Source organism: Stenotrophomonas sp. TWI1183, assembly GCF_039673115.1.
GTDB classification, from domain to species: Bacteria; Pseudomonadota; Gammaproteobacteria; order Xanthomonadales; family Xanthomonadaceae; genus Stenotrophomonas; species Stenotrophomonas maltophilia_AA.
In genome coordinates this window covers 1-20,681 of sequence record NZ_JBDJKZ010000019.1, presented here as the reverse complement: position 1 = coordinate 20,681, position 20,681 = coordinate 1, and the positions used below count along the sequence as shown (strand labels likewise).

The window sequence follows — 20,681 nt, the reverse complement described above, 5'->3', positions numbered from 1 at the left end:
GTTAGAACCCGAAGATTTCCTTGCCGAGTGCGAACACCGGCAGGGCGGCGAGCACGCCGTCGATGCGATCGAGCACGCCGCCATGGCCGGGGATGATGTGCCCCGAGTCCTTGGCACCGGCGTGGCGTTTGATCAGGCTCTCGTAGAGATCGCCCAGGACCGAAGCGAACACGGTGACCACGGCGGTGATCACCAGGCCGACCAGGTGGCCGCTGTCGATGCCGGCCAGCCAGCCGAAGCCCAGCGCCACGATCAGGCCGGCGACCATGCCGCCACCCAGGCCTTCCCAGGTCTTGTTGGGGCTGATGCGCGGGGCCAGCTTGGTGCGGCCGAAGGTACGGCCGGCGAAGTAGGCGCCCGAATCGGCGGCCCAGACCACGGCCAGCGCGGTCAGCAGCCACAGGTGGCCGTTGTCACCGCTGGCATGGATGAGCACCAGCGAGGCCCAGGCCGGGACGATCGCCAGGGTGCCGGCCAGCAGCTTGAGCGCACGCGCCGGACTGCTCGGGCTGGCGCCGAAGTTGAAAAAGCGCAGCCACAGCAGGGCCAGCAGCCACCACCCGATGCCCACCAGTGCGGCGATCTGATACAGCACCAGCGAGCCGGCATCGGCCCACACGATCAGCACCATCAGCACCAGGTTCAGCACCAGCAGGATGGTGCGGGCGAGGGTGTCCTCGACGTCGGCCAGCTTCAGCCATTCCCACAGGCCGATCAGGAACACGGCGGCCGCGGCGGCGGCCAGCCACTGGGTCGGCAGCATCAGAATGGCGAGGATGGCGACCGGCGCCATGATCAGCGCGGCGATGACTCGGGTCTTGGTCATGGGGAAGAGGTCTCGGTGGCCAAGGCGGCGATCTGGGCGCTGGTCAGGCCGAAACGGCGTTCACGCGAGGCATAGGCGTCGATCGCCTGCTGCAGGACGGCGGCATCGAACTCGGGCCACAGTACGTCGGTGAACCACAGTTCGGTGTAGGCCAGCTGCCAGAGCAGGAAATTGCTGATGCGGGTGTCGCCACCGGTGCGGATGAACAGGTCCGGCGGCGGCAGGTCGGCCAGGGCGACGCGGCTGCTGAGCATCGCTTCGTCGATCTGCTCGGGCAGCAGCCGGCCGGCCGCGACCTCGGCAGCCAGTTCGCGCGCGGCGCGGGCAATGTCCTGGCGGCCGCCGTAGCTGGCGGCGATGCTCAGGGTGAGCGCGCGGTTGTCGGCCGTGCGCTGCTCGGCCAGCTGCATGCGGCTGACCAGGCTGGCGCCGAAACGCTCGCGCTCGCCGATGAAACGCACGCGCACGCCACGGCGATGCAGCTCGTCCACTTCGCGGTCGAGGGCATTGAGGAACAGCTTCATCAACGCATCGACTTCGTCGGTCGGCCGGCCCCAGTTCTCACTGGAGAAGGCGAACAGGGTCAGCGCGGCGATGCCGTGGTCGAGGCAGAAATCGATGGTGCGGTTGACCGCGCGCGCGCCGGCACGATGGCCGATCACGCGCGGGCGACGACGCTTCTGTGCCCAGCGCCCGTTGCCATCCATGATGATGGCGACGTGGCGCGGCATGGGCGCGGCAGAGCCGCTGGTCGGGGCCTGGGTCATGGGGCTCAGACCGCCATCAGTTCCTTTTCTTTCTCGGCGACAACACTATCGACGTCCTTGATGGACTTGTCGGTCAGCTTCTGGATGTCGTCTTCGCCGCGCTTCTTGTCGTCTTCGCTGATCGCCTTGTCCTTGATCAGGCTGGCGATCGCCTTGTTGGCGTCCTGGCGGATGTTGCGGATGGCGATCTTGGCGCCTTCGCCTTCCTTCTGCACCTGCTTGCCCAGCTCCTTGCGGCGCTCTTCGGTCGGCGGCGGCAGGTTCAGGCGGATGACGGTGCCGGCCACGTTCGGGGTCAGGCCGAGGTCGGAGGCGTAGATCGCCTTCTCGACGTCCTTGATCATGCCCTTGTCGAACAGCGTGATGACCAGCGAGTGGCCTTCGGAAACGCTGATCGAGGCGACCTGGTTCAGGGGGGTGTCGGTGCCGTAGGCCTTGACGGTGATGCGATCCAGCAGGGCCGGGGAAGCACGGCCGGTGCGGATGGAGGTAAGGGTGTGCTTCAGAGCATCGATGCTCTTTGCCATGCGCGTCTGCGCGTCCTGCTTGATTTCGTTGAGCATCGCCCGAATCCTGGATGTCACTGGGAATCGGGCGATTATAGGCGAATACCGACCCTTTCCGGGCCGTTCCGGGCGCCCGGCGTGGGGCGCCGCTCAGGCTCAGGCGTTGTCGCGGCCCTGGACCAGGGTGCCGATGTTGTCGCCGTGCAGGATCTTGAGCAGCTCGCCCGGCTGGCCCATGTCGAACACGCGCAGCGGCAGATCGCTGTCGCGGGCCAGCGCGAAGGCGGCCGTATCCATCACTTCCAGGCCGCGGCGGATCACTTCGTCGTAGGTCAGGCTGTCGAAACGGACCGCATCGCTGTACTTGTTCGGGTCCTTGTCGTACACGCCGTCGACCTTGGTGGCCTTCAGCAGCAGGTCCGCGCCGATCTCGATCGCGCGCAGGGCGGCGCCGGAATCGGTGGTGAAGAACGGGCTGCCGACGCCGGCGGCGAAGATCACCAGGCGGCCCTTTTCGAGGTGGCGGATGGCGCGGCGACGGATGTAATCCTCGCAGACGTCGTTGATCTTGATCGCGCTCATCACGCGGGCCTTGGCGCCCAGCTTCTCCAGGGCGTCCTGCATGGCCAGCGCGTTGATCACGGTGGCGAGCATGCCCATCTGGTCACCGGTGACCCGGTCCATGCCGCCAGCTGCCAGGCCGGCGCCGCGGAAAATGTTGCCGCCGCCGATCACCAGCGCCACTTCGGCACCGGCTGCCTGCGCTTCCATCACCTCGCGGGCGAGGCGGTGGATCACCTTGGGGTCGATGCCGTAGTCCTCGTCTCCCATCAGCGCCTCCCCGGAAACTTTCAACAGGATGCGGCGATAGGCGAGCTTTGACATGGCGATCTCTGGGTGCGTGGAAAACGCCCGGATTCTACTGGAAGCCGGGCCATCGGGCAGCATAAATTTGCTGCACTGCGGCGTATGGAGGCGCCGCAGGCGCCGCGGACACGGCCCCGCACGCGGATTCGGCTCAGGCCGGCGCGGTGCTCGGCGAGCGCGCGATGACGCGGTTCCGGCCGAGGTTCTTGGACCGGTACAGCACGTCGTCGGCGGCCTTCAGCAGGTCCTGAACATCGGCGAAACGCTCATATCCCCCCTGGGTGGCGACGCCGGCCGAGAAGGTGACGAACAGCGGGCCGCTGGCGGCCTCGGCCATCGGCGTGTTGACGATGGTGGCCAGCACCCGCCGCACGACTTCAAGGGCGACCGGCTCGGTGGTGTTGGGCAGCAGCGCGATGAATTCCTCGCCGCCGAAGCGCGCCACGGTATCGCTGTTGCGCAGTTGCTCCTGCAGCTTCGTGGCGAACATCCGCAGCACCTGGTCGCCCATGAGGTGGCCGTGGGCGTCGTTGATCTTCTTGAAATCGTCCAGGTCGATGAAGGCGACCGACAGCGGCCAGCCATGCCGGGTGGCGCGCAGGAACTCCTGCTCCAGCACGGCCTCGAGCTGGCGGCGGTTGAGCACGCCGGTCAGGGCATCGCGGTGGGCCTGTTCGGCCAGCCGGTTGGCGCGGGCTTCGAACTCGTCCGCGCGCTGGCGGGCCAGGGCGGCATCCTGCATCTCGCGCAGGTTGCGCAGGGTGGCCAGCTCCTGGGCGTGGTCGATCAGCTGCTGGACGCGCGACGGCGAGAACAGCGGGGTCTCGAACAGCGTGCTGATGTCCGGCAGCGATTCGCCGATGCGGGCCAGCACCTGGTCGAACTGGGCGCTGTCCAGTCCGAGCGTGTCGTGCACCTGCTGCAGGGCGTGTTCGCGCGCGGCATCGGCATCGGGGCCGAGCCAGATGTCGGCCACGGCGCCGGACAGGGCCACGCAGTTCTGGAAATTGTCTTCGCTGGTGGCGGGCGATTCGCTGTGCGCGATGCTGTCCACCAGGTAGCGCGGCAGGCCCCACTCTTCGGCGACCCACGCCCCGACATCGGCATGGGTGCACTGCAGGTGCTCGCCCTCCAGCGCGACCAGGGCGTCGTTGTCGGTCGCCTGGCGCAGCAGCGGCAGGTAGGTGTCCGGTTGCGCCTGGGCGAGCGCCAGCACGCCGATGTCCTGCAGCAGGCCGGCCAGCATCAGCTCCTCGGCCTTGCGCAGGCCACGGGCCTGGCCGAGCAGGCTGGCCGCCAGTGCGCTGAGGATGCTGCGGCGCCACGCGCGCTCACGCAGGTCCTGGCCGTCACCGGCCGCGGTCAGGTTCTGGGTCACGGTGAAGCCCAGCGCGAGGCTGACCGTGGCGTTGAGGCCGAGCATGGTCAATGCCTGGCCGAGGTTCTCGATCCGGCGCCGGCTGGCATACAGCGGCGAATTGGCGATGCGCAGCATGCGGGCGCTCAGCGCCATGTCGATGGCGATGATGTCGGCGGCGGTGGTGATGTCCGCTTCCGGATCCTGCGCCAGTTCGATGATGCGCAGGGCAATACCGGGCGGGGAGGGCAGGTTGCGGCAGAGCGCCAGGGCGGCTGTCAGCTCGGGAGGCATGGCGGGGCTTTCAGTATGTTGGGGCAAGAATACCTGAGGTACATCACAGTTTCGTCCTTGATTTCTTGCGTTGACGCGGCAGATCGGTTTGGGAGTATTGCCCCGATCCGGCACACAAAGCAAAGCCAAGGGTGACGTCGCGTGCAGTACGGCAGGTGCCTGCCTTGGTATCACATCCATCGCAGGAAGGGATGCGGAAGGGGTCTCGGCGGGTGGATTGCGCACATGCACGTCCGGCTCCGTCACCCTTTGCAACGCCGGGAGGCTACCATCGCGCTCCCGTCCCCATGGCAGTCCAGCGCAATGACCGTACGTACCCTCGAGCAGTTCCTCGCCACCACCCAGGAAAAGGATGTCAGTGCCGACGCCTTCGAGCTGGAGAATCCGCATCTGCTGGAAGTCCGTCTGGACGGCATGGTCTGGGCCAAGTCCGGCGCCATGGTCGCGCGCAAGGGGGCGGTCAAGTTCACCCGGGAAGGCATCCTGGAACAGGGGTTGGGCACGCTGTTGAAGAAGATGGCCAGTGGCGAAGGGCTGAAGCTGATGAAGGCTGAAGGTCAGGGCCGCGTCTACCTGGCCGATGCCGGCAAGCAGATCACCCTGCTGCGACTGGACGGGGAATCGATCTTCGTCAATGGCAATGATGTGCTGGCGTTCGAGTCCGGCGTGCAGTCGAAGATCACGATGATGCGCAAGGTCGCCGGCATGCTCTCCGGGGGGCTGTTCAACATCCGTCTGAGTGGCCACGGCATCGTGGCGATCACCTCGCACTACGAGCCGCTGACCCTGCCGGTCAATGCCAGGACGGGGCCGATCTTCACCGATCCGAATGCGACCGTGGCCTGGGCCGGCACCCTGACCCCGGAGCTGGTCACCGACATTTCGCTGGGGACGCTGCTCGGCCGCGGCTCGGGCGAGAGCCTGCAGATGCGGTTCGCCGGTGAAGGCTGGGTGGTGGTGCAGCCCTACGAGGAAGTCACCTTCCAGGCCAAGGGGTGAGCTGAGCCCTGCAAATCCCCCAGACATGAAAAAGCCCGGCGCAAGCCGGGCTTTTCCGTCTTACAGGGACTGCGTTGCGGCAGTCCTGCGATGGATCAGGCCAGGCCGGCCTGCTTCATCACTTCGGCGGCGTAGTCTTCCACCACCTTTTCGATGCCTTCGCCGACCGCCAGGCGCTGGAAGCCGACCACTTCGGCACCGGCGGCCTTCAGGACCTGCTCGACCGACTGGTTGGTGTCCAGCACGTACGGCTGGCCGTACAGGGTCACTTCGTTGACGATCTTGGCGATCTTGCCGCTGATGATCTTTTCCAGGATATCGGCCGGCTTGGACTTGTCCTTGTCGGACATCTTGGCCAGTTCGATTTCCTTTTCCTTGGCGACGAACTCGGCCGGCACATCGGCAGCCTTGTTGTGCGGCGGGTTCATGGCAGCCACGTGCATGGCCAGGCCGCGGGCCAGCTCTTCGCTGCCACCGGCCAGTTCAACCAGCACGCCGATGCGGCCGCCGTGCACGTAGGCAGCGACGTTGTTGGTCGATTCCAGGCGCACGATGCGACGCACGTCGACCTTCTCGCCGACCTTGGCGATGACGGCGGCGCGGGCTTCTTCGATCGACTCGCCGGACGGCAGCTTGGCGGCCTTCAGGGTGTCGATGTCGGCAGCGCCCGAGCTCAGCGCGGTGCCGGCGACAGCCTTGGTGAAGTCCAGGAAGTTGCTGTCCTTGGCGACGAAGTCGGTTTCGGAGTTGACTTCGACCAGCACGGCCTTGCCGCCGTCCTGGGCTGCCACGATGATGCCTTCGGCAGCCACGCGGTCAGCCTTCTTGTCGGCCTTGGCCAGGCCGGACTTGCGCAGCCATTCGGCCGAGGCGTCGATGTTGCCGCCGTTTTCGACGAGTGCCTTCTTGCACTCCATCATGCCGGCGCCAGTGCGCTCGCGCAGTTCCTTGACCAGGGAAGCAGTGATTTCCACGGGATTTCCTCACGAAAGAAAGGGGTTGGGCCGGCATGGTGGCCGGCCCGTATGACAGTGTCCTGTCGTCGCGCCATCGGCTGCGGACAGGAACGGTGGGCGCGCTGCGCCCACCGTGGGCCTGGATCAGGCCTGGGCTTCGCCAGCGGCCGGAGCGTCGGCAGCCGGAGCTTCAGCGGCCGGGGCTTCAGCGGCGGCCGGAGCGGCAGCAGCCTTCTTGGCCGGAGCGCGGCGGGCCGGCTTGGCTTCTTCGGTGGCGGCAGCGTCGGCGAACTCTTCTTCACGGACGGTGGCAGCGTGCGGAGCAGCAGCCTTGCCTTCCAGCACGGCGTCGGCAGCGGCGCGGGCGTACAGCTGCACGGCGCGGATGGCGTCATCGTTGCCCGGGATCGCGTAATCGACCAGTTCCGGGTTGTAGTTGGTATCGACGACAGCGATCACCGGAATGCCGAGCTTCTTGGCTTCCTTGATGGCGATGTCTTCGTGGCCGATATCGATGACGAAGATCGCGTCGGGCAGACGGTTCATGTCCTTGATGCCGCCCAGCGAGGCTTCCAGCTTGTCGCGCTCGCGACGCAGGCCCAGCACTTCGTGCTTGACCAGCTTCTCGAAGCTGCCGTCGGTCTCACCGGCTTCCAGTTCCTTCAGGCGGGCAACCGACTGCTTCACGGTACGGAAGTTGGTCAGGGTGCCGCCCAGCCAACGCTGGTTCATGAAGGGCATGCCGCAACGCTCGGCTTCTTCGCGGATCGACTCGCGGGCGCTGCGCTTGGTGCCCAGGAACAGGATGGTGCCGCGCTTCTGCGCAACGCTGGAAATGAAGTTCATCGCGTCATTGAAGAGCGGAACGGTCTTTTCCAGGTTGATGATGTGGATCTTGCCGCGGGCGCCGAAGATGTACTGGCCCATCTTGGGGTTCCAGTAACGGGTCTGGTGGCCGAAATGGACGCCGGCTTCCAGCATCTGACGCATGGTGACCTGGGGCATTGCAATAACTCCTGATAGGGAACCGGCCGCCACGGGTAATAGTTGGGCGGTCCGCCGCAAGGCGGGTGGTTCCGGGGTTTGGCTTCCCTGTCGCTTCCGTGACCGAACTCCTTGCGGAGCACCCCGGCACGGATATGGGCGGCAGGTGTGGATTCACCGGTGACGTCCGGTGTTGACGTGTTTCCTGCTTCGATGAGGCAGGAGATCCGGTCGATTATAGCCCGGCTTGTGCTGGCGCCGCAATCTCGGGCGCTGCGGAGGGCAGGGCGGCCTCTGCGGCGTGGTCCAGGCGGGCCTGGAAGCGGCCGCCGGCGTAGCCATCCGGGCGCGGCGGCAGGGTCCAGCTGCGGGCGCTGTGCGGCAGGACATATCCCGCCAGCCCGTCGATCAGGCCGTGTCGCCGGCCTTGGGCATCCACGAACGCCAGATCGGCAAGGTGGGCGTGTGCCGCGCCGTCATTGTACAGCCGCAGCAGCGGGGCGCCGGTGCCGCCGGCGATCGCCACCCGCAGCCGCGAGCGGGGCGCCACCGCCTGCGGCTCGAGGAACACCGGCAGCGAATAGCGCGCGGTTCCGGCCGCCGCATCCGGCCCGGGGCTGAGCACCAGCCGATAGGCCTGCTGGACGACGTCGGGGGCGCCGCCAAGCCGGACCACGCGCACCCGCTGGCCCTGGCCTGGGGCGAGGGTGAGATGGACGGGGCTGACCGCGACCCCGCCGGCGGGCAGCAGGTGCTCCTGGTCGCCGGCCTGCTCCCAGCGGTACAGGTGGGCCTGGCCATCCCAGGGCGTGTTTCCGGTGTTTTCCAGCCACACCTCGGCATGCGAGGTGCCCGCCGGGACCGAGACGCTGACCGGGCGGATCTCCAGGGCCCGCACCGGCAGGATGCCCACCACCGCCAGCAAGGGGGCCAGCAGCCAGCGCATCAGTAGGTCACGGTGACCGGGACGGGGCGGTCCGTGGCCTTGAGGGCGGGACTCAATGCCGCGACCTGGGCAGGTACCGGGCGCGTGTCATCGCTGCGCTGCCGGGCCGGCCGGCAGCTGATGTCGCGCGCCCCGGCACCGTGGCAGTCGGCGATGATCCGTACCCCGATCCGCAGCGTGGTGGCCGTGCCCACGCCCGGACGTGCGCCAGCGGGGGCGGTGGCGCAGGCAGCCAGCAGGCAGGCCAGGACGAGGGACGGCGGTCGCGGAGGCATCGAACATCGGACGGCAGGGGATGCGACCGTTAACGGCTGCGATCAGCGCGCCTTGAGCGTTCTTCCCCTCAATAGGTGATGGTCACCGTGATCACGTCGTTGTAGCTGCCCTGGGCGGGAATCGCCCCGGTGGTGGGCGGCGCCCGCCCGTAGACGGTCAGGCTCTGCGCGGCGCCGGTGCCGGTGCCGGCCTGGGTATCGGTGTTGATCGTGTTGCCCCAGCGCTGTGAGCGCGCCGCATCGCGGTAGAGCTCGTAGGGGATGTAGTAGACGCTGCTGTCCGGTGCGGTGAAGCGCATGCGGCGCACGTTGCCCGATGCGTTCTGTCCGTTGTTCAGGCCGATGCTGTAGGCAGTGCGATTGATGCAGGTCAGCCCGATCGTCGAGGTGCGATCGAGGTTGGCGCTGATCGCGCCGGCGTTGCTGCCGAAGTCCATGTCGGTGGTGACATAGGTGCTGCACTGGGGCAGGACGTTGGCGCTGACCGTGAACGGGAACGCGCCGTCGGCGGTTTTGTGTCCGCTGACTCCGCTGGTGCTGGTGCACAGCGTCGGGGGCTGGGCGGTGCCGATGATGCTTTCGTTGTAGGCGTATTCCAGGCTGACGTTGGCGGCGGTGAAGCTGCTGGTAAAAGCGCCGGCCGACAGCACCTGGGCGGCGGGAATCTGGCCATACACGGTGACCGACTGTGCGCCGCTGCCGCCGGTGATCAAGGGCACGCTGTAGCTGAGGGTCACCACCGCCGCCGGCGGTGAAGCGCCCGGCACCGCGCCCCACACCGTGGTGCGTGCAGCGTTGGTATAGAGCTGGAAGGCCATCGGGTCGGCGGTGGCATTGGTCATGCTGCGGGTCGGCAGCAGCGTGCTGCCGGTGCTGCCGGTGCCGATCTTCAGGCAGGCACGCACGCTGGCGCTGCCCAGAAGGCTCAGCGCGGCCGTGTTGCAGGTAATGGTGAAGCTGGTCGTGGCGTTGGTCGGGGTCGCCGCACCATTGGTGATCGTGCCGAACGCCAGGGCGGTCGGTGGCGTGGCCGTGCATGTCGTAGCCGCGCGTGCCGGCGCTGCCCAGCACGACGCCATCACCGCCAGCACGATCGCGAGCGGGCGCACGGCCGTCATGGCAGCGGCGCCGGCAGCGGCAGGCAGCGGAGGGGGCCGATCGAGGGCACGCCCGGCGAGGTCGCGGCGACGGGCCGCGCCAGGTGCACGCGGCAGTGCCCGTCGGGCAGGTCGACCTCGAGCTGGACCGGCGTGGCCACGTCCTCCAGGTAGGTTTCGCCGTCGTAGCCCACCGTGGCGGAACCGCCGCCGGGCAGGCGCACCTGGCTGCCGACGGGCAGGGGGGCGCCGGCGGGATCGTGCAGGACCACATGCATCGCCTGGGTGCGGCGCAGGCCGAAGTTGACGCCCAGCCCTGCGCTCTGCCGCGGCGTGACCCAGGTATCCACGCGATCGGCGCGCATGTCCGCCGGCAGGTCCAGCGTGTCGATGGACAGCCGGTTGCGTTGCCAGGACAGCAACGGGGTGACCAGCAGCAGGCCGTTCCTGTCGGTGCTGCCGATCAGCCGGTTTTCCAGCCGCACCGGGATTCCGCCGAAACCATCGGTGGACACCACGGCAAAGGCGTCGGGTACTTCGCGGGCGGCAAAGACGTGTCCGCCCATCCAGACGACGCTGCCGCTGGCACTGGCGTAGCCGTAATCGACATCACCCTGGCGCGCATAGCCCATCGAATAGCGCCCGACCCGGTTGAGCCAGCCGAGTTCGGCCAGTCCGCCGGCACCGTCGTCGCCCCCGCGCGCCTGCACCCGCCAGCCATAACCGCCCTGGCTGCCGTCGCCCGGCACGGGCTGGGACAGATCGGCGACATAGGTCAGCCGCTCACCGTTGCGCTGTGCGGACACGCTGCTCTGCCGGTTGCGCCCGAGCGCGGCCGAGACGGACAGATACGCACTGCGGTCATCACTGTCGGCCAGGTTCTGGTTGAACGAGAGGTAGGCCGACCAGCGATCGCCGAAGCTGCGCGACCAGAACAGGCTGGCGTAGCGGTTGTCGTCGCCGTCGGGATAGCGCAGCCGCAGGTAGCTGGCGCTGAGCGAGCCGGCGCCCTGCAGGTTGATGCCCAGCGTGGCCTGCTCGCTGATGTCCGGCGGCAGCGTGTCCTGCAGCGCGCCAAGGTCGCGATACGCGCCATGCGTTCGCCGGGTCAGCACGTTGACGTTGAATCGGCGGTTGTTCCAGCTGTACCCCAGGGAATATTGGCCGCCCTGCAGCCCCGCATGGCGGCTGTGCGCGTAAGCAGCGTTGACCACGCCGGCGCCGCCCAGCAGCCACCACCCGCCGGCACCGCCGTTGAGTACGCCGCCACCGCCTTCCGCATGCGCCTCGGCGGTAAACCGGTCGCTCGCGCCGTAGCGCCAGGTGGCACTGCCGATCACCGGCGTTTCGTAGGCGAATGAGCGGATACCGTAGTCCCGGCGCATCCTGCCCACGCCGGCCGACCAGTCGGACAGGCCCTTGGCCAGGAGCTGCTGCGTACCGTAGAAGGAAAAATCCAGCGTCTGCATGCGGCCGAAGGCGTCGGTGATCACCACCTGCGCATTGCCGGTGCCGTTGATGCCGGGCTGCGCGGCCAGCTGGAAGGGGCCGATCGGCACCTCGCCGTTGTACTGGCGCAGGCCGTCCACATACAGCTCCACATTGGAGGGGACGACCGCCTCGCCGAGGAAGGTGGGCGTGGGGGTCAGCACGCGGTAGGGCTGCAGCCCGTAATTGCGTCCCACCTGCACGCCGCCCATCCGCACCGGTCGGCTCCAGTCCACGAAGCCGCTGTAGAAGTCGCCCACGGTCAGGGAGACCGCGGAATCCGGGAAATCCAGGCGCCACGCGGTGTCCAGGCGCACGCTTTCGCCCTGCCATTGATGATCGGCCGGGTCCTGGTACGTGCGCAGCAGCGCACTGGTCTCCAGCACCCCCTGGCCCAGCCCGAACACGCGCAGCTCGGTGGTCAGGGCCAGGTTGCCGCCGCCTTCGTTGTGGCTCCCATAGACGTCGTAGTTGAGCACCACGCCGGGCGAGGCGGCTGCCGCCGGTGCGGTCTCGGTCGGGCGCTCCAGCCGCGTGGTGGGCAGCGACAATTGTTCCAGGGGAACGTCCAGGGCCAGCGTCTGCAATGCCGCGTCGTAGCGCACGACCACGCCGCCGAGCTGATCGAGCGCGACCGGCTCCTCGCCGCGTGCCGGAAAGCCGAGCTGGCGCAGCGTGGCGCCGGCGGCCATCAGCCGGCCCTGCAGCTCGGTGAACGGCAGCAACCCGCGCGGGGTCTGGTTGAGCGTCACGTCCAGGTACAGCGTCTGCGCCGCGGTCAGCGGCGTGGGCGGGGGCAGCATCGCATCGCCCGAAGCGCCGATGTCTGCGTCGGCTGCCATCGCGGCGCATGGGGTCAGCGTCGCGGTAAGCAGCATCCGCATGCAGGCCTCAGCGAGCCGGCGGCGCGGCGGGCAGTGGCGTCTGGGCCGACTCGCCATTGATCTTTGCCGAGAACGTGGCGCCCGCCAGGCGGGCCGCCGGAACCTCCAGTGGCCAGCGCATGGTCTGTCCGCCAAGGACATAGCCGAGCAGGCCGGGATGGATGATCTGGGGGCGGTTGGCCGGGCCCAGGCCGAGATCGGCCAGCTGCGCGTAGCTGTTGCCGCTGTTGGACACCTCCAGGGCCGGTCGCCCGTCATCCAGCCGGGTCAGGCGCGCCTGCAGGGCGTGTCGCAGCGGGGCGTCCGCGTCGGGTTGGACGAATACCGGCATCGAATAGCGCAAGACGAACTGCATCCCGGTGCGGCGCGGATCCACCGTGGGCAGTTCATCGACCACCACCCGGTAAGCGCGTTGCGATGCGGGCGGGGTGGGCACGCTGCGCACGACCCGGATCAGCTGCTGCTGGCCGGCGGCCAGCGACTGCATCGGCGGACTCACCTGGAGGTCCGTGGTGGGCACAAGGTGATCCTGGCCGGCGTCCTGGCGCCACTCGAACACCCGCACCTGCACCTGTACGGGCGAGGTGCCGCTGTTGGTCAGCCAGAGTGCATCGGCGTTCTGCCGCGGTGTGAGCTGCAGTGATGTAGGGGCGACCTGCAGGCTTGCGGCGGTGGCGCTCCCCATCAGCAGCCACAGCCAGCCCAGGGCCGCGCACCCGAACCGCCCAGGGCGACGCCCTGCGGAAATCGGCATGGCGGACCTCAGTAGGTGATCGTGGCGGTGATCGTGTCCTGATAGTTACCCGCAGCGGCGTTGTTGACGCTGGGGTTGGCGATCTGGCCGTAGACATTGAGCGTCTGCGCAAGACCGGTGCCGATGCCGGCGGCGGTGTTGGTGCCCGCCGTGGCGCCCCACACATCGGTGTGCGCGGCGTCGCGATAGAGCTGGTAGCCGACGAAATTGTTGGCGGTGACGCCGGCGTCGGTGTTCTTCATGCGCCGCGTGGTCACATCGTTGGCGGTGCCCGCATTGGAGCCGGCATTGAGCGCGACGGTGTACGGGGTCAGCGCCGAGCACTGTGCCGTGATCGTGCCCTGGGCATTGGAAGGGGTGGTGGCCGTGGACAGTGCGGAGCCGAAATCCACGTCCGTGGCGGCGGCTGCGGTGATCGTGCAGGCCTTGGTGATGATGATCTTGACGTTGAAGGTCGTGGTATCGGCCGCCAGGGCGGGCGAAGCGAGGCTGGCGAAGGCCAGGCTCAGCAGGGCGGGACGGAGAAATCGCATGGGCATGCTCCTTGGACGCGGGTCCTTTGCTGAACAACACGATGCTGCCGAACGGTGGGGCGGTGGAACGGTGTTGATCTGGTTATAGGTTTGCCGGCGTAGGGACCCCGTGAGATTTGGGCGATTCGATGGCCGTTTTCGGCACAAAACCGATTTCTGCGACGCCCATCGCATTCATTCATCGACCTGACTCGCCCTGTGCCCAAACCGCGGCTGTCAGCGTTCCACCCGATCCCGTTCAGATTGGCCCCGGATCGGCGATAATGGCCGCCATGAGCGTGAATCTGAAAACCCCCGAGGAAATCGAACTGATGCGCATCGCCGGCCGTCTGGCCAGCGAGGTGCTCGACATCGTCACCCCCCACGTCAAGCCGGGCGTGACGACCGAAGAGCTGGACCGCATCTGCCACGACCACATCATCAATGTGCAGAAGGCGACGCCGGCCAATGTCGGTTACCGCGGCTTCCCCAAGACGGTCTGCACGTCGGTCAACAACGTGATCTGCCACGGCATCCCCAGCGAAGCCAAGGTCCTCAAGGACGGCGACATCGTCAACATCGATGTCACCGTGATCAAGGATGGCTGGCACGGCGACACCAGCCGCATGTACTGCGTCGGCACCCCGTCGGTCATGGCCAAGCGCCTGGTCGATGCGACCTACGAAGCCATGTGGCGCGGCATCCGCGCGGTGCGGCCGGGCGCGACGCTGGGCGACATCGGCCATGCGATCCAGAGCTATGCCGAAGCCGAGCGTTTCAGCGTGGTGCGCGAGTACTGCGGCCACGGCATCGGCAAGGTCTACCACGACGAGCCGCAGGTGGTGCATTACGGGCGTCCGGGCCAGGGCCTGGTGCTGCAGCCCGGCATGACCTTCACCATCGAGCCGATGATCAACGAGGGCACCCGCTACAACAAGGTGCTCCCGGACGGCTGGACCGTGGTCACCAAGGACCGCAAGCTGTCGGCGCAGTGGGAGCACATGGTCGCGGTCACCGAGACCGGCGTCGACGTGCTGACCCTCTCGCCCGGCGAATCGCAGGTCTGAGCATGCTGCCGGCGAGCCCGATGCTGGACGCGCCGGCCGAATCCGTCGCCGACCCGGACTGGGCGGCACTGGCGCGCCAGTCGCTGCAGCAGACCGACGCGCGGCTGTATCGCCGCTTCGACCAGGGCGACAACATCGAGCGCCTGCTCGCGCTGCGCGCCCGCGCGGCCGATCACCTGATCAGGCTGGCCTGGCATCGCTGCCTGCCAGCGGGGTCGGGGCTGGCGCTGTTCGCGGTGGGCGGCTACGGGCGCGGCGAATTGTTTCCGCGCTCGGATATCGACGTGCTGGTGCTGGGCACGCCCGAGCAGCAGCGACGCCACGAATCCGGTCTGGCGCGCTTCTTCGCGCTGCTGTGGGATTGCGGCCTGCCGGTCAGCCACGCGGTGCGTTCGCCGGCCGAGTGCACCCAGGCCAGCGCCGACCAGACCGTGCTGACCGCACTGATCGAGTCGCGCCCGGTGGTCGCCGATGACGCGGCCCGCCAGGCCCTGAAGGCGGCGGTCAACGTGGAAGGCCTGTGGCCCCCACGCGAATTCTTCCTCGCCAAGCGCGAGGAACTGCTGGCCCGCCACCAGCGCTTCGGCGACACCGCCGACAACCTCGAGCCGGATATCAAGGACGGCCCCGGCGGGCTGCGCGATCTCAATACGCTGGGCTGGATGGCGTTGCGCGCGTTCGGCGTGCGCGACCTGGAAGCCCTGGTCGGCCTGGGCCATCTCGGCCCGGATGAGGCGGCTGCGCTCAAGCGCGAACGCTGTGCGCTGGCTCGGCTGCGCTTCGGCCTGCACCTGGTCGCTAACCGGCCGGAAGAGCGCCTGCGCTTCGATTACCAGAAGACACTTGCCGCCCGCCTGGGTTTCGAAGACGACATCGAAAGCCTGGCCGTGGAAAAAATGATGCAGGGCTTCTACCGCAGCGCCACCGTGGTGCGGCGGATCAGTGATCGCCTGCTGCAGCGCTTTGAAGAACAGTTCGATGGCGAAGCGGTGCCCGAGCCGGTCAGCGTCGGTTTCTCGCTGCGTCGCGGCTACCTGGCGGCCAATGATGCCGCGTGGCCGCAGGGCGACATCGAACAGGTGTTCGCGCTGTTCTCCAGCTGGGCCTACAACCCGGACGTGCGCGGCCTGCATTCGCTGACCGCCCGCGCGCTGGCCGAAGCCCTGCCCGAGCTGGCCGCGTATACCGACGCCAGCCCCGCCGCCCGCGAACAGTTCCTTGCGCTGCTGCGCAGCCCGCGCGCGGTGGATACCCTCGCGCGGATGGCGCGCCTGGGCGTGCTCGGCCAGTGGATTCCTGCGTTCGCGCAGGTCTCCGGGCGCATGCAGTTCGATCTGTTCCATGTCTACACCGTCGACCAGCACACCCTGATGGTGCTGCGGAACATCGGTCTGTTCGCCAGCAGCCGTGCCGACGAGCGCTTCTCGATCGCACATGAAGTGTGGCCGCGCCTGCGCAAGCCGGAGCTGCTCCTGCTGGCCGGCCTGTTCCACGACATCGCCAAGGGCCGCGGAGGCGATCACTCCGAACTCGGTGCGGTGGATGCGCGTGAGTTCTGCCAGGCGCTGGCGCTGAGCAGTTCCGATACCGAGCTGGTGGCCTGGCTGGTCGAGCAGCACCTGCGCATGTCGATCACAGCGCAGAAGCAGGACATCTCCGATCCGGACGTGATCCACCGCTTCGCTACCCTGGTGGCCAGCCGCGACCGGCTCGACTACCTCTATCTGCTGACCTGCGCCGACATCGCCGGAACCAGCCCCAAGCTGTGGAATGCGTGGAAGGATCGTCTGCTGGCCGACCTGTATTTCGCCGCGCGACGCGCGCTGCGCGATGGCCTGGAAAACCAGATGCCGGCCGCCGAGCGTGTCGCCGAAGCGCGCGAATCGGTGCGCCAGCTGGTGCGCGAGCGCGGCTATGACGATGCGACGATCGAGCGCCAGTTCACGGTGATGCCCGATGAGAGCTTCATCCGGCTGCGGCCCGAACAACTCGCCTGGCAGGCGGCCGCGCTGGTGCCGATCAAGCAGGGCCAGACCCTGGTCAAGGTGCGACGGATCACCCCGGACGACCATGCGCTGGAAGTGTTCGTGCACTCGCCCGATCGCGACGGCCTGTTCGCCGCGATCGTGATGACGCTGGACCGCAAGGGCTACGGCATCCATCGCGCCCGCGTGCTGGACGGCCCGGTCGACACCATCTTCGATACGTTCGAGGTGACCCCGGCCGACAGCTTCGCCGACGGGGATGCGCTGCGCCTGGAAGCCGGCCTGCGTGAAGCGTTGGCCGGCGACCTGACCCGCCTGCGCCCGTCGCGCCGGGTCATCCCGCGCCAGCTGCGCCACTTCCGCTTCGCGCCGCGCATCGAGTTCCGCGACATCACCGATGGCGACACCACCAGCACCCGTTTCAGCCTGGTCGCGCCCGACCGCCCCGGCCTGCTGGCCGACGTGGCGTTCGTGCTGCGCAACCAGCGGCTGCGCGTGCATGATGCGCGCATCGCCACCTTCGGCGAGCGCGCCGAAGACATGTTCGTGATCAGCGATGAGCATGATCACGCCCTGACCGAATCCGCCAGACAGCAGCTGCAAGACACGATGCTCGCTTGCCTGGACCCTGATCGAAAAGCCGGAGACCCCCACTGATGGCCACCAAGCCTGCCAAGAAGACCGCCGCGAAGACCGCGGCGGCCAAGACCCCTGCTGCCGCGCCTGCGGTGAAGAAGACCGCCGCCGCAAAGAAGGCGGCGCCCGCGGTGAAGAAAGCGCCGGTCAAAAAGGCGCCGGCACGCAAGGTCGCTGCTACCCCGGCCGAGAGCGCCGCCAAGCGCAGTGCCAGCCGTGACGCCACCATCGCGCGCAAGTCGCTGCGCAAGCCGGCCACGCCGGGCGTGGAAGAGCTCAAGTTCGGCATCGAGAGCGCGTTCGAGCGCCGTGCCACGCTGACCCTGCATGAGATCGAAGGTTCCACCAAGCCGCTGGTCGGCCGCGTCATCGATGGCCTGGAAACCGGCGAGTTCCGCGTTGCCGAGCCGGATGGCCACGGCGGCTGGAAGGTCAACGAGTGGCTGAAGAAGGCGGTCCTGCTGTACTTCCGCGTCAACGACATGGCCGTGGTCGATGCGCGCCCGGCGCCGTTCTGGGACAAGGTCGAATCGCGTTTCGCCGGCTTCGATGAAGCCAAGTTCCGTCGCGCCGGCGTGCGCGTGGTGCCCGGTGCGATCGCGCGTCGTGGCAGCTACTTCGGCAAGGACGTGGTGCTGATGCCGAGCTTCACCAACATCGGCGCCTACGTGGGCGAGGGCACCATGGTCGACACCTGGGCCACGGTCGGTTCGTGCGCGCAGATCGGCAAGCACTGCCACCTGTCCGGCGGCGCCGGCATCGGTGGCGTGCTCGAGCCGCTGCAGGCCAGCCCGACCATCATCGAAGACCATTGCTTCATCGGTGCGCGTTCGGAAGTGGTGGAAGGCTTCGTGGTCGGCCACCACAGCGTGATCGGCATGGGCGTGTTCCTCGGCCAGAGCACCCGCGTGTACAACCGCGCCACCGGCGAGATCAGCTACGGCTCGGTGCCGCCCTACAGCGTGGTGGTCTCCGGCCAGCTGCCGTCCAAGGACGGCTCGCATTCGCTGTACTGCGCCGTGATCGTCAAGCAGGTCGATGCCAAAACCCGCAGCAAGACCAGCGTCAACGACCTGCTGCGCGGCCTGGCCGACTGAGTACCGCCATGACCACCATCGTGTACGGATTGAAGAACTGCGACACCTGCAGGAAAGCTACCAAGTGGCTGGACCGTTTCCAGGTGCCGTACACCTTCGTCGACTACCGCGACCAAAAGCCCACCCCGGAGACCCTGATCGACTGGGCGGCCCAGGCTGGTGGCTTCCCCGCGTTGATCAACAGATCCTCCACCACGTGGCGGCAGCTGCCGGAGAACCGCAAAGCGGCCGATTCGGAGGCCGAATGGAAGCTGCTGCTGCGCGAGTACCCGCAGCTGATCAAGCGCCCGGTGGTGGTGAGTGCCGAGGGCGTGATGACCCAGGGCTTCTCGGACAACGGCTTCAAGCAGCGGTTCGGAGTGGGCGCGTGAACGACGTCGTCGCGCTGACCTGCGACCTGATCGCGCGCGCCTCGGTCACGCCCGAGGACGCCGGTTGCCAGGCGCTGCTGGCCGGCCGTCTTGAACGCGCCGGCTTCCACTGCGAACACCTGCGCCTCGGCGAGGTCGACAACCTGTGGGCCACACACGGGCAGGGCGCACCGGTGCTGGTGCTGCTCGGGCATACCGATGTGGTGCCGACCGGCCCGATCTCGGCCTGGACCAGTGATCCGTTCGATCCGCAGATCCGCGAGGGCGTGCTGTACGGGCGCGGCGCGGCCGACATGAAAGGCAGCGTGGCCGCCTTCGTGGTAGCTGCCGAGCAGTTCGTGGCCGCCCATCCAGACCATCCCGGCACGCTGGCCGTGCTGCTGACCAGCGACGAGGAAGGCGACGCTATCGATGGTGTGCGGCGCGTGGCGGACATCTTCCGCGCGCGCGGCCAGGCCATCGACTGGTGCATTACCGGTGAGCCGTCCTCCACCGCCGTGCTCGGCGATCTGCTGCGCGTCGGCCGCCGCGGCAGCTTGTCGGGTACGCTCACGGTGAAAGGCGTGCAGGGCCATGTCGCGTATCCGGACAAGGCGCGCAATCCGATCCATCTCGCTGCCCCGGCACTGGCGGAACTGACCGCACGGCACTGGGACGATGGCTTCGAGAGCTTCCCGCCGACCAGCCTGCAGGTCTCCAACATCCATGCCGGCACCGGTGCGAACAATGTGATCCCGGGCGAGCTGCAGGTGCTGTTCAACCTGCGCTACAACCCACACTGGACTGCACCGGCACTGGAGCGGGAGATCGCCACGCTGCTGGAGCGGCATGCGCTCGAGTACACCCTCACGTGGCATCGCAGTGGCGAGCCCTTCTACACGCCGGAAGGCACGCTGCGCAGGGTTGCCCGCGACGTCCTGGGTGAGTTCGCCGGTGCGCCGCCGGAGGAGAGCACCGGCGGTGGTACCTCCGATGCGCGCTTCATCGCGCCGCTGGGCGCGCAGTGCATCGAAGTGGGGCCGGTCAATGCGAGCATCCACCAGGTCGACGAGAACGTCCGGGTGGCGGATCTGGAAGCCTTGCCGGCGCTGTACCAGCGCTTGATCGAGCGTTTGTTGGCCTGATGCACGTGCTGCGCCGACCAACGGTCGGCGCCTACCGCCTCAGGTAGGAACCGACCGTTGGTCGGTTCGCCCCTACGCCACGATCAGCCCGAACGACGCCAACGCGGCCGCCGCCTGGCGCTGCGAGATCACCGCCTTCTTGAACAGCTTGGCATCCATCACGTTGAGCCCGCTGATGTCGGTGCCGCGCAGGTCCGCACCTTCAAACCGGGTCAGCCGCGTCTGTGCGTTGCGCAGGCTGCCGCCGTTGAACACCGCATCGCGGAAGTCGCAGCCGGACAGCTCAGCCTCGGAGAAATCCATGCCCTCCAGCTGGGCCTTGCGGAACGACATCCCGCGCAGGTCCGCGCTCACCAGCAGGCAATCGCGGAATTCCAGCGCCCAGCCGGTGACTTCCTGCAGGTGCGCGCCGGTCAGCTTGCAGTCCTGGAACTGCACCGAGGACAACGTCGCGCGGCGCCAGTGACTGTTGTTGAGATCGCAGTGCGAGAAGCGCGCGTCGCTGAGCAGCGCCGAGCTGAAATCGCATTGGCTGCCACGGCACTTCGTCCACTGGCTTTCTTCCAGTGAGGCCGCCAGCCAGGACGCGCCGGTGACCGAGCACTGGTGGAACTGGAAGCCATCCATGTCCAGCCGCGAGAAGTCGCCGTGATCGAAGCTGCAGCTCTCGAAAATGGCTGCCCGCGGATGTGCGGCGATGATGGCCTGCATGCGCTCGCGGGTGACGGTCTCATCGCGGAAGGTAGCGGTATTCATGCCGCCATTCTGGGTGATGCAGCACGCGAGCGGCAGACTTGAACGTCCCTCTGGAGTGTGTACAAGCCACGTCGTAGACCTACGTCGCGGTAGTGCCGGCCGCTGGCCGGCTCCCCACGTCGCCACGCAATCA

At 67.8% G+C, this 20,681-nt stretch carries 20 protein-coding genes; 6 read left to right on the top strand and 14 right to left on the bottom strand.

Annotated features, from left to right (window positions below; genetic code table 11):
• Position 1: 1 nt before the first annotated feature.
• The 5 genes from ABE434_RS15435 to ABE434_RS15415 all read right to left on the bottom strand — a co-directional run bounded on the left by ABE434_RS15435 (position 2) and on the right by ABE434_RS15415 (position 4,617).
• Entirely contained in the window at positions 2 to 826 is an 825-nt protein-coding gene (locus ABE434_RS15435; protein WP_176989963.1) for a phosphatidate cytidylyltransferase, read from the bottom strand.
• The gene (gene uppS / locus ABE434_RS15430; RefSeq protein ID WP_346479486.1) at positions 823 to 1,557 is read right to left on the bottom strand and encodes a polyprenyl diphosphate synthase; all 735 of its coding nucleotides are present in this window, start codon (positions 1,555 to 1,557) and stop codon (positions 823 to 825) included. Before uppS ends, ABE434_RS15435 begins: the two co-directional genes overlap by 4 nt.
• A 41-nt stretch (positions 1,558 to 1,598) precedes the next feature.
• Positions 1,599 to 2,156: a ribosome recycling factor gene (gene frr, locus ABE434_RS15425; RefSeq protein WP_123728764.1), complete on the bottom strand. Its 558-nt coding sequence runs from the start codon at positions 2,154 to 2,156 to the stop codon at positions 1,599 to 1,601.
• Between the two features lie 99 nt (positions 2,157 to 2,255).
• On the bottom strand, positions 2,256 to 2,984 hold the full coding sequence (gene pyrH, locus ABE434_RS15420; RefSeq protein WP_019184398.1) for a UMP kinase: 729 nt from the start codon (positions 2,982 to 2,984) through the stop codon (positions 2,256 to 2,258).
• Between the two features lie 133 nt (positions 2,985 to 3,117).
• Positions 3,118 to 4,617 (bottom strand): GGDEF domain-containing protein, encoded by a 1,500-nt coding sequence (locus ABE434_RS15415; RefSeq protein WP_346479451.1) that lies wholly within the window; start codon positions 4,615 to 4,617, stop codon positions 3,118 to 3,120.
• 303 nt (positions 4,618 to 4,920) lie between these two features.
• Between ABE434_RS15415 and ABE434_RS15410 the strand changes: the two genes are divergently transcribed.
• Positions 4,921 to 5,616: an AIM24 family protein gene (locus ABE434_RS15410; protein WP_346479450.1), complete on the top strand. Its 696-nt coding sequence runs from the start codon at positions 4,921 to 4,923 to the stop codon at positions 5,614 to 5,616.
• A 95-nt stretch (positions 5,617 to 5,711) separates the two neighbouring features.
• Here the strand turns inward: ABE434_RS15410 and tsf are convergent, their stop codons facing one another.
• The 8 genes from tsf to ABE434_RS15370 all read right to left on the bottom strand — a co-directional run bounded on the left by tsf (position 5,712) and on the right by ABE434_RS15370 (position 13,533).
• Positions 5,712 to 6,590: a translation elongation factor Ts gene (tsf, locus tag ABE434_RS15405; RefSeq protein ID WP_176989960.1), complete on the bottom strand. Its 879-nt coding sequence runs from the start codon at positions 6,588 to 6,590 to the stop codon at positions 5,712 to 5,714.
• Positions 6,591 to 6,716: 126 nt separating this feature from the next.
• Positions 6,717 to 7,577, bottom strand: coding sequence for a 30S ribosomal protein S2 (gene rpsB, locus ABE434_RS15400; protein ID WP_346479449.1), 861 nt, complete (start codon positions 7,575 to 7,577; stop codon positions 6,717 to 6,719).
• A gap of 214 nt (positions 7,578 to 7,791) precedes the next feature.
• Positions 7,792 to 8,502, bottom strand: a complete 711-nt coding sequence (locus ABE434_RS15395) for a fimbria/pilus periplasmic chaperone (RefSeq protein WP_346479448.1) — start codon at positions 8,500 to 8,502, stop codon at positions 7,792 to 7,794.
• Complete coding sequence (locus ABE434_RS15390; RefSeq protein ID WP_346479447.1) at positions 8,502 to 8,777, bottom strand: hypothetical protein; 276 nt, start codon at positions 8,775 to 8,777, stop codon at positions 8,502 to 8,504. Before ABE434_RS15390 ends, ABE434_RS15395 begins: the two co-directional genes overlap by 1 nt.
• A 68-nt stretch (positions 8,778 to 8,845) precedes the next feature.
• Entirely contained in the window at positions 8,846 to 9,895 is a 1,050-nt protein-coding gene (locus ABE434_RS15385) for a spore coat U domain-containing protein (RefSeq protein ID WP_346479446.1), read from the bottom strand.
• Positions 9,892 to 12,246, bottom strand: coding sequence for a fimbria/pilus outer membrane usher protein (locus tag ABE434_RS15380; protein ID WP_346479445.1), 2,355 nt, complete (start codon positions 12,244 to 12,246; stop codon positions 9,892 to 9,894). Before ABE434_RS15380 ends, ABE434_RS15385 begins: the two co-directional genes overlap by 4 nt.
• A gap of 7 nt (positions 12,247 to 12,253) precedes the next feature.
• Positions 12,254 to 13,000, bottom strand: a complete 747-nt coding sequence (locus tag ABE434_RS15375; protein ID WP_346479444.1) for a molecular chaperone — start codon at positions 12,998 to 13,000, stop codon at positions 12,254 to 12,256.
• A gap of 8 nt (positions 13,001 to 13,008) precedes the next feature.
• On the bottom strand, positions 13,009 to 13,533 hold the full coding sequence (locus ABE434_RS15370; protein ID WP_346479443.1) for a spore coat U domain-containing protein: 525 nt from the start codon (positions 13,531 to 13,533) through the stop codon (positions 13,009 to 13,011).
• A 272-nt stretch (positions 13,534 to 13,805) separates the two neighbouring features.
• Here ABE434_RS15370 and map point away from each other — a divergent pair, with 272 nt between their 5' ends.
• The 5 genes from map to dapE are packed head-to-tail and all read left to right on the top strand — an operon-like array spanning position 13,806 to position 19,792.
• The gene (gene map, locus ABE434_RS15365) at positions 13,806 to 14,579 is read left to right on the top strand and encodes a type I methionyl aminopeptidase (protein WP_206677554.1); all 774 of its coding nucleotides are present in this window, start codon (positions 13,806 to 13,808) and stop codon (positions 14,577 to 14,579) included.
• Between the two features lie 2 nt (positions 14,580 to 14,581).
• Entirely contained in the window at positions 14,582 to 17,221 is a 2,640-nt protein-coding gene (locus ABE434_RS15360) for a [protein-PII] uridylyltransferase (RefSeq protein ID WP_346479442.1), read from the top strand.
• Positions 17,221 to 18,297: a 2,3,4,5-tetrahydropyridine-2,6-dicarboxylate N-succinyltransferase gene (gene dapD, locus ABE434_RS15355; protein WP_070473271.1), complete on the top strand. Its 1,077-nt coding sequence runs from the start codon at positions 17,221 to 17,223 to the stop codon at positions 18,295 to 18,297. The genes ABE434_RS15360 and dapD overlap by 1 nt, the downstream gene beginning before the upstream one ends.
• Positions 18,298 to 18,305: 8 nt before the next feature.
• A complete protein-coding gene (locus ABE434_RS15350; protein ID WP_346479441.1) occupies positions 18,306 to 18,668 on the top strand; it encodes a Spx/MgsR family RNA polymerase-binding regulatory protein in 363 nt (120 codons plus the stop codon).
• Entirely contained in the window at positions 18,665 to 19,792 is a 1,128-nt protein-coding gene (dapE, locus tag ABE434_RS15345) for a succinyl-diaminopimelate desuccinylase (RefSeq protein ID WP_346479440.1), read from the top strand. The genes ABE434_RS15350 and dapE overlap by 4 nt, the downstream gene beginning before the upstream one ends.
• 72 nt (positions 19,793 to 19,864) lie before the next feature.
• Here the strand turns inward: dapE and ABE434_RS15340 are convergent, their stop codons facing one another.
• The gene (locus ABE434_RS15340; protein WP_346479439.1) at positions 19,865 to 20,548 is read right to left on the bottom strand and encodes a pentapeptide repeat-containing protein; all 684 of its coding nucleotides are present in this window, start codon (positions 20,546 to 20,548) and stop codon (positions 19,865 to 19,867) included.
• Positions 20,549 to 20,681 lie beyond the last annotated feature (133 nt).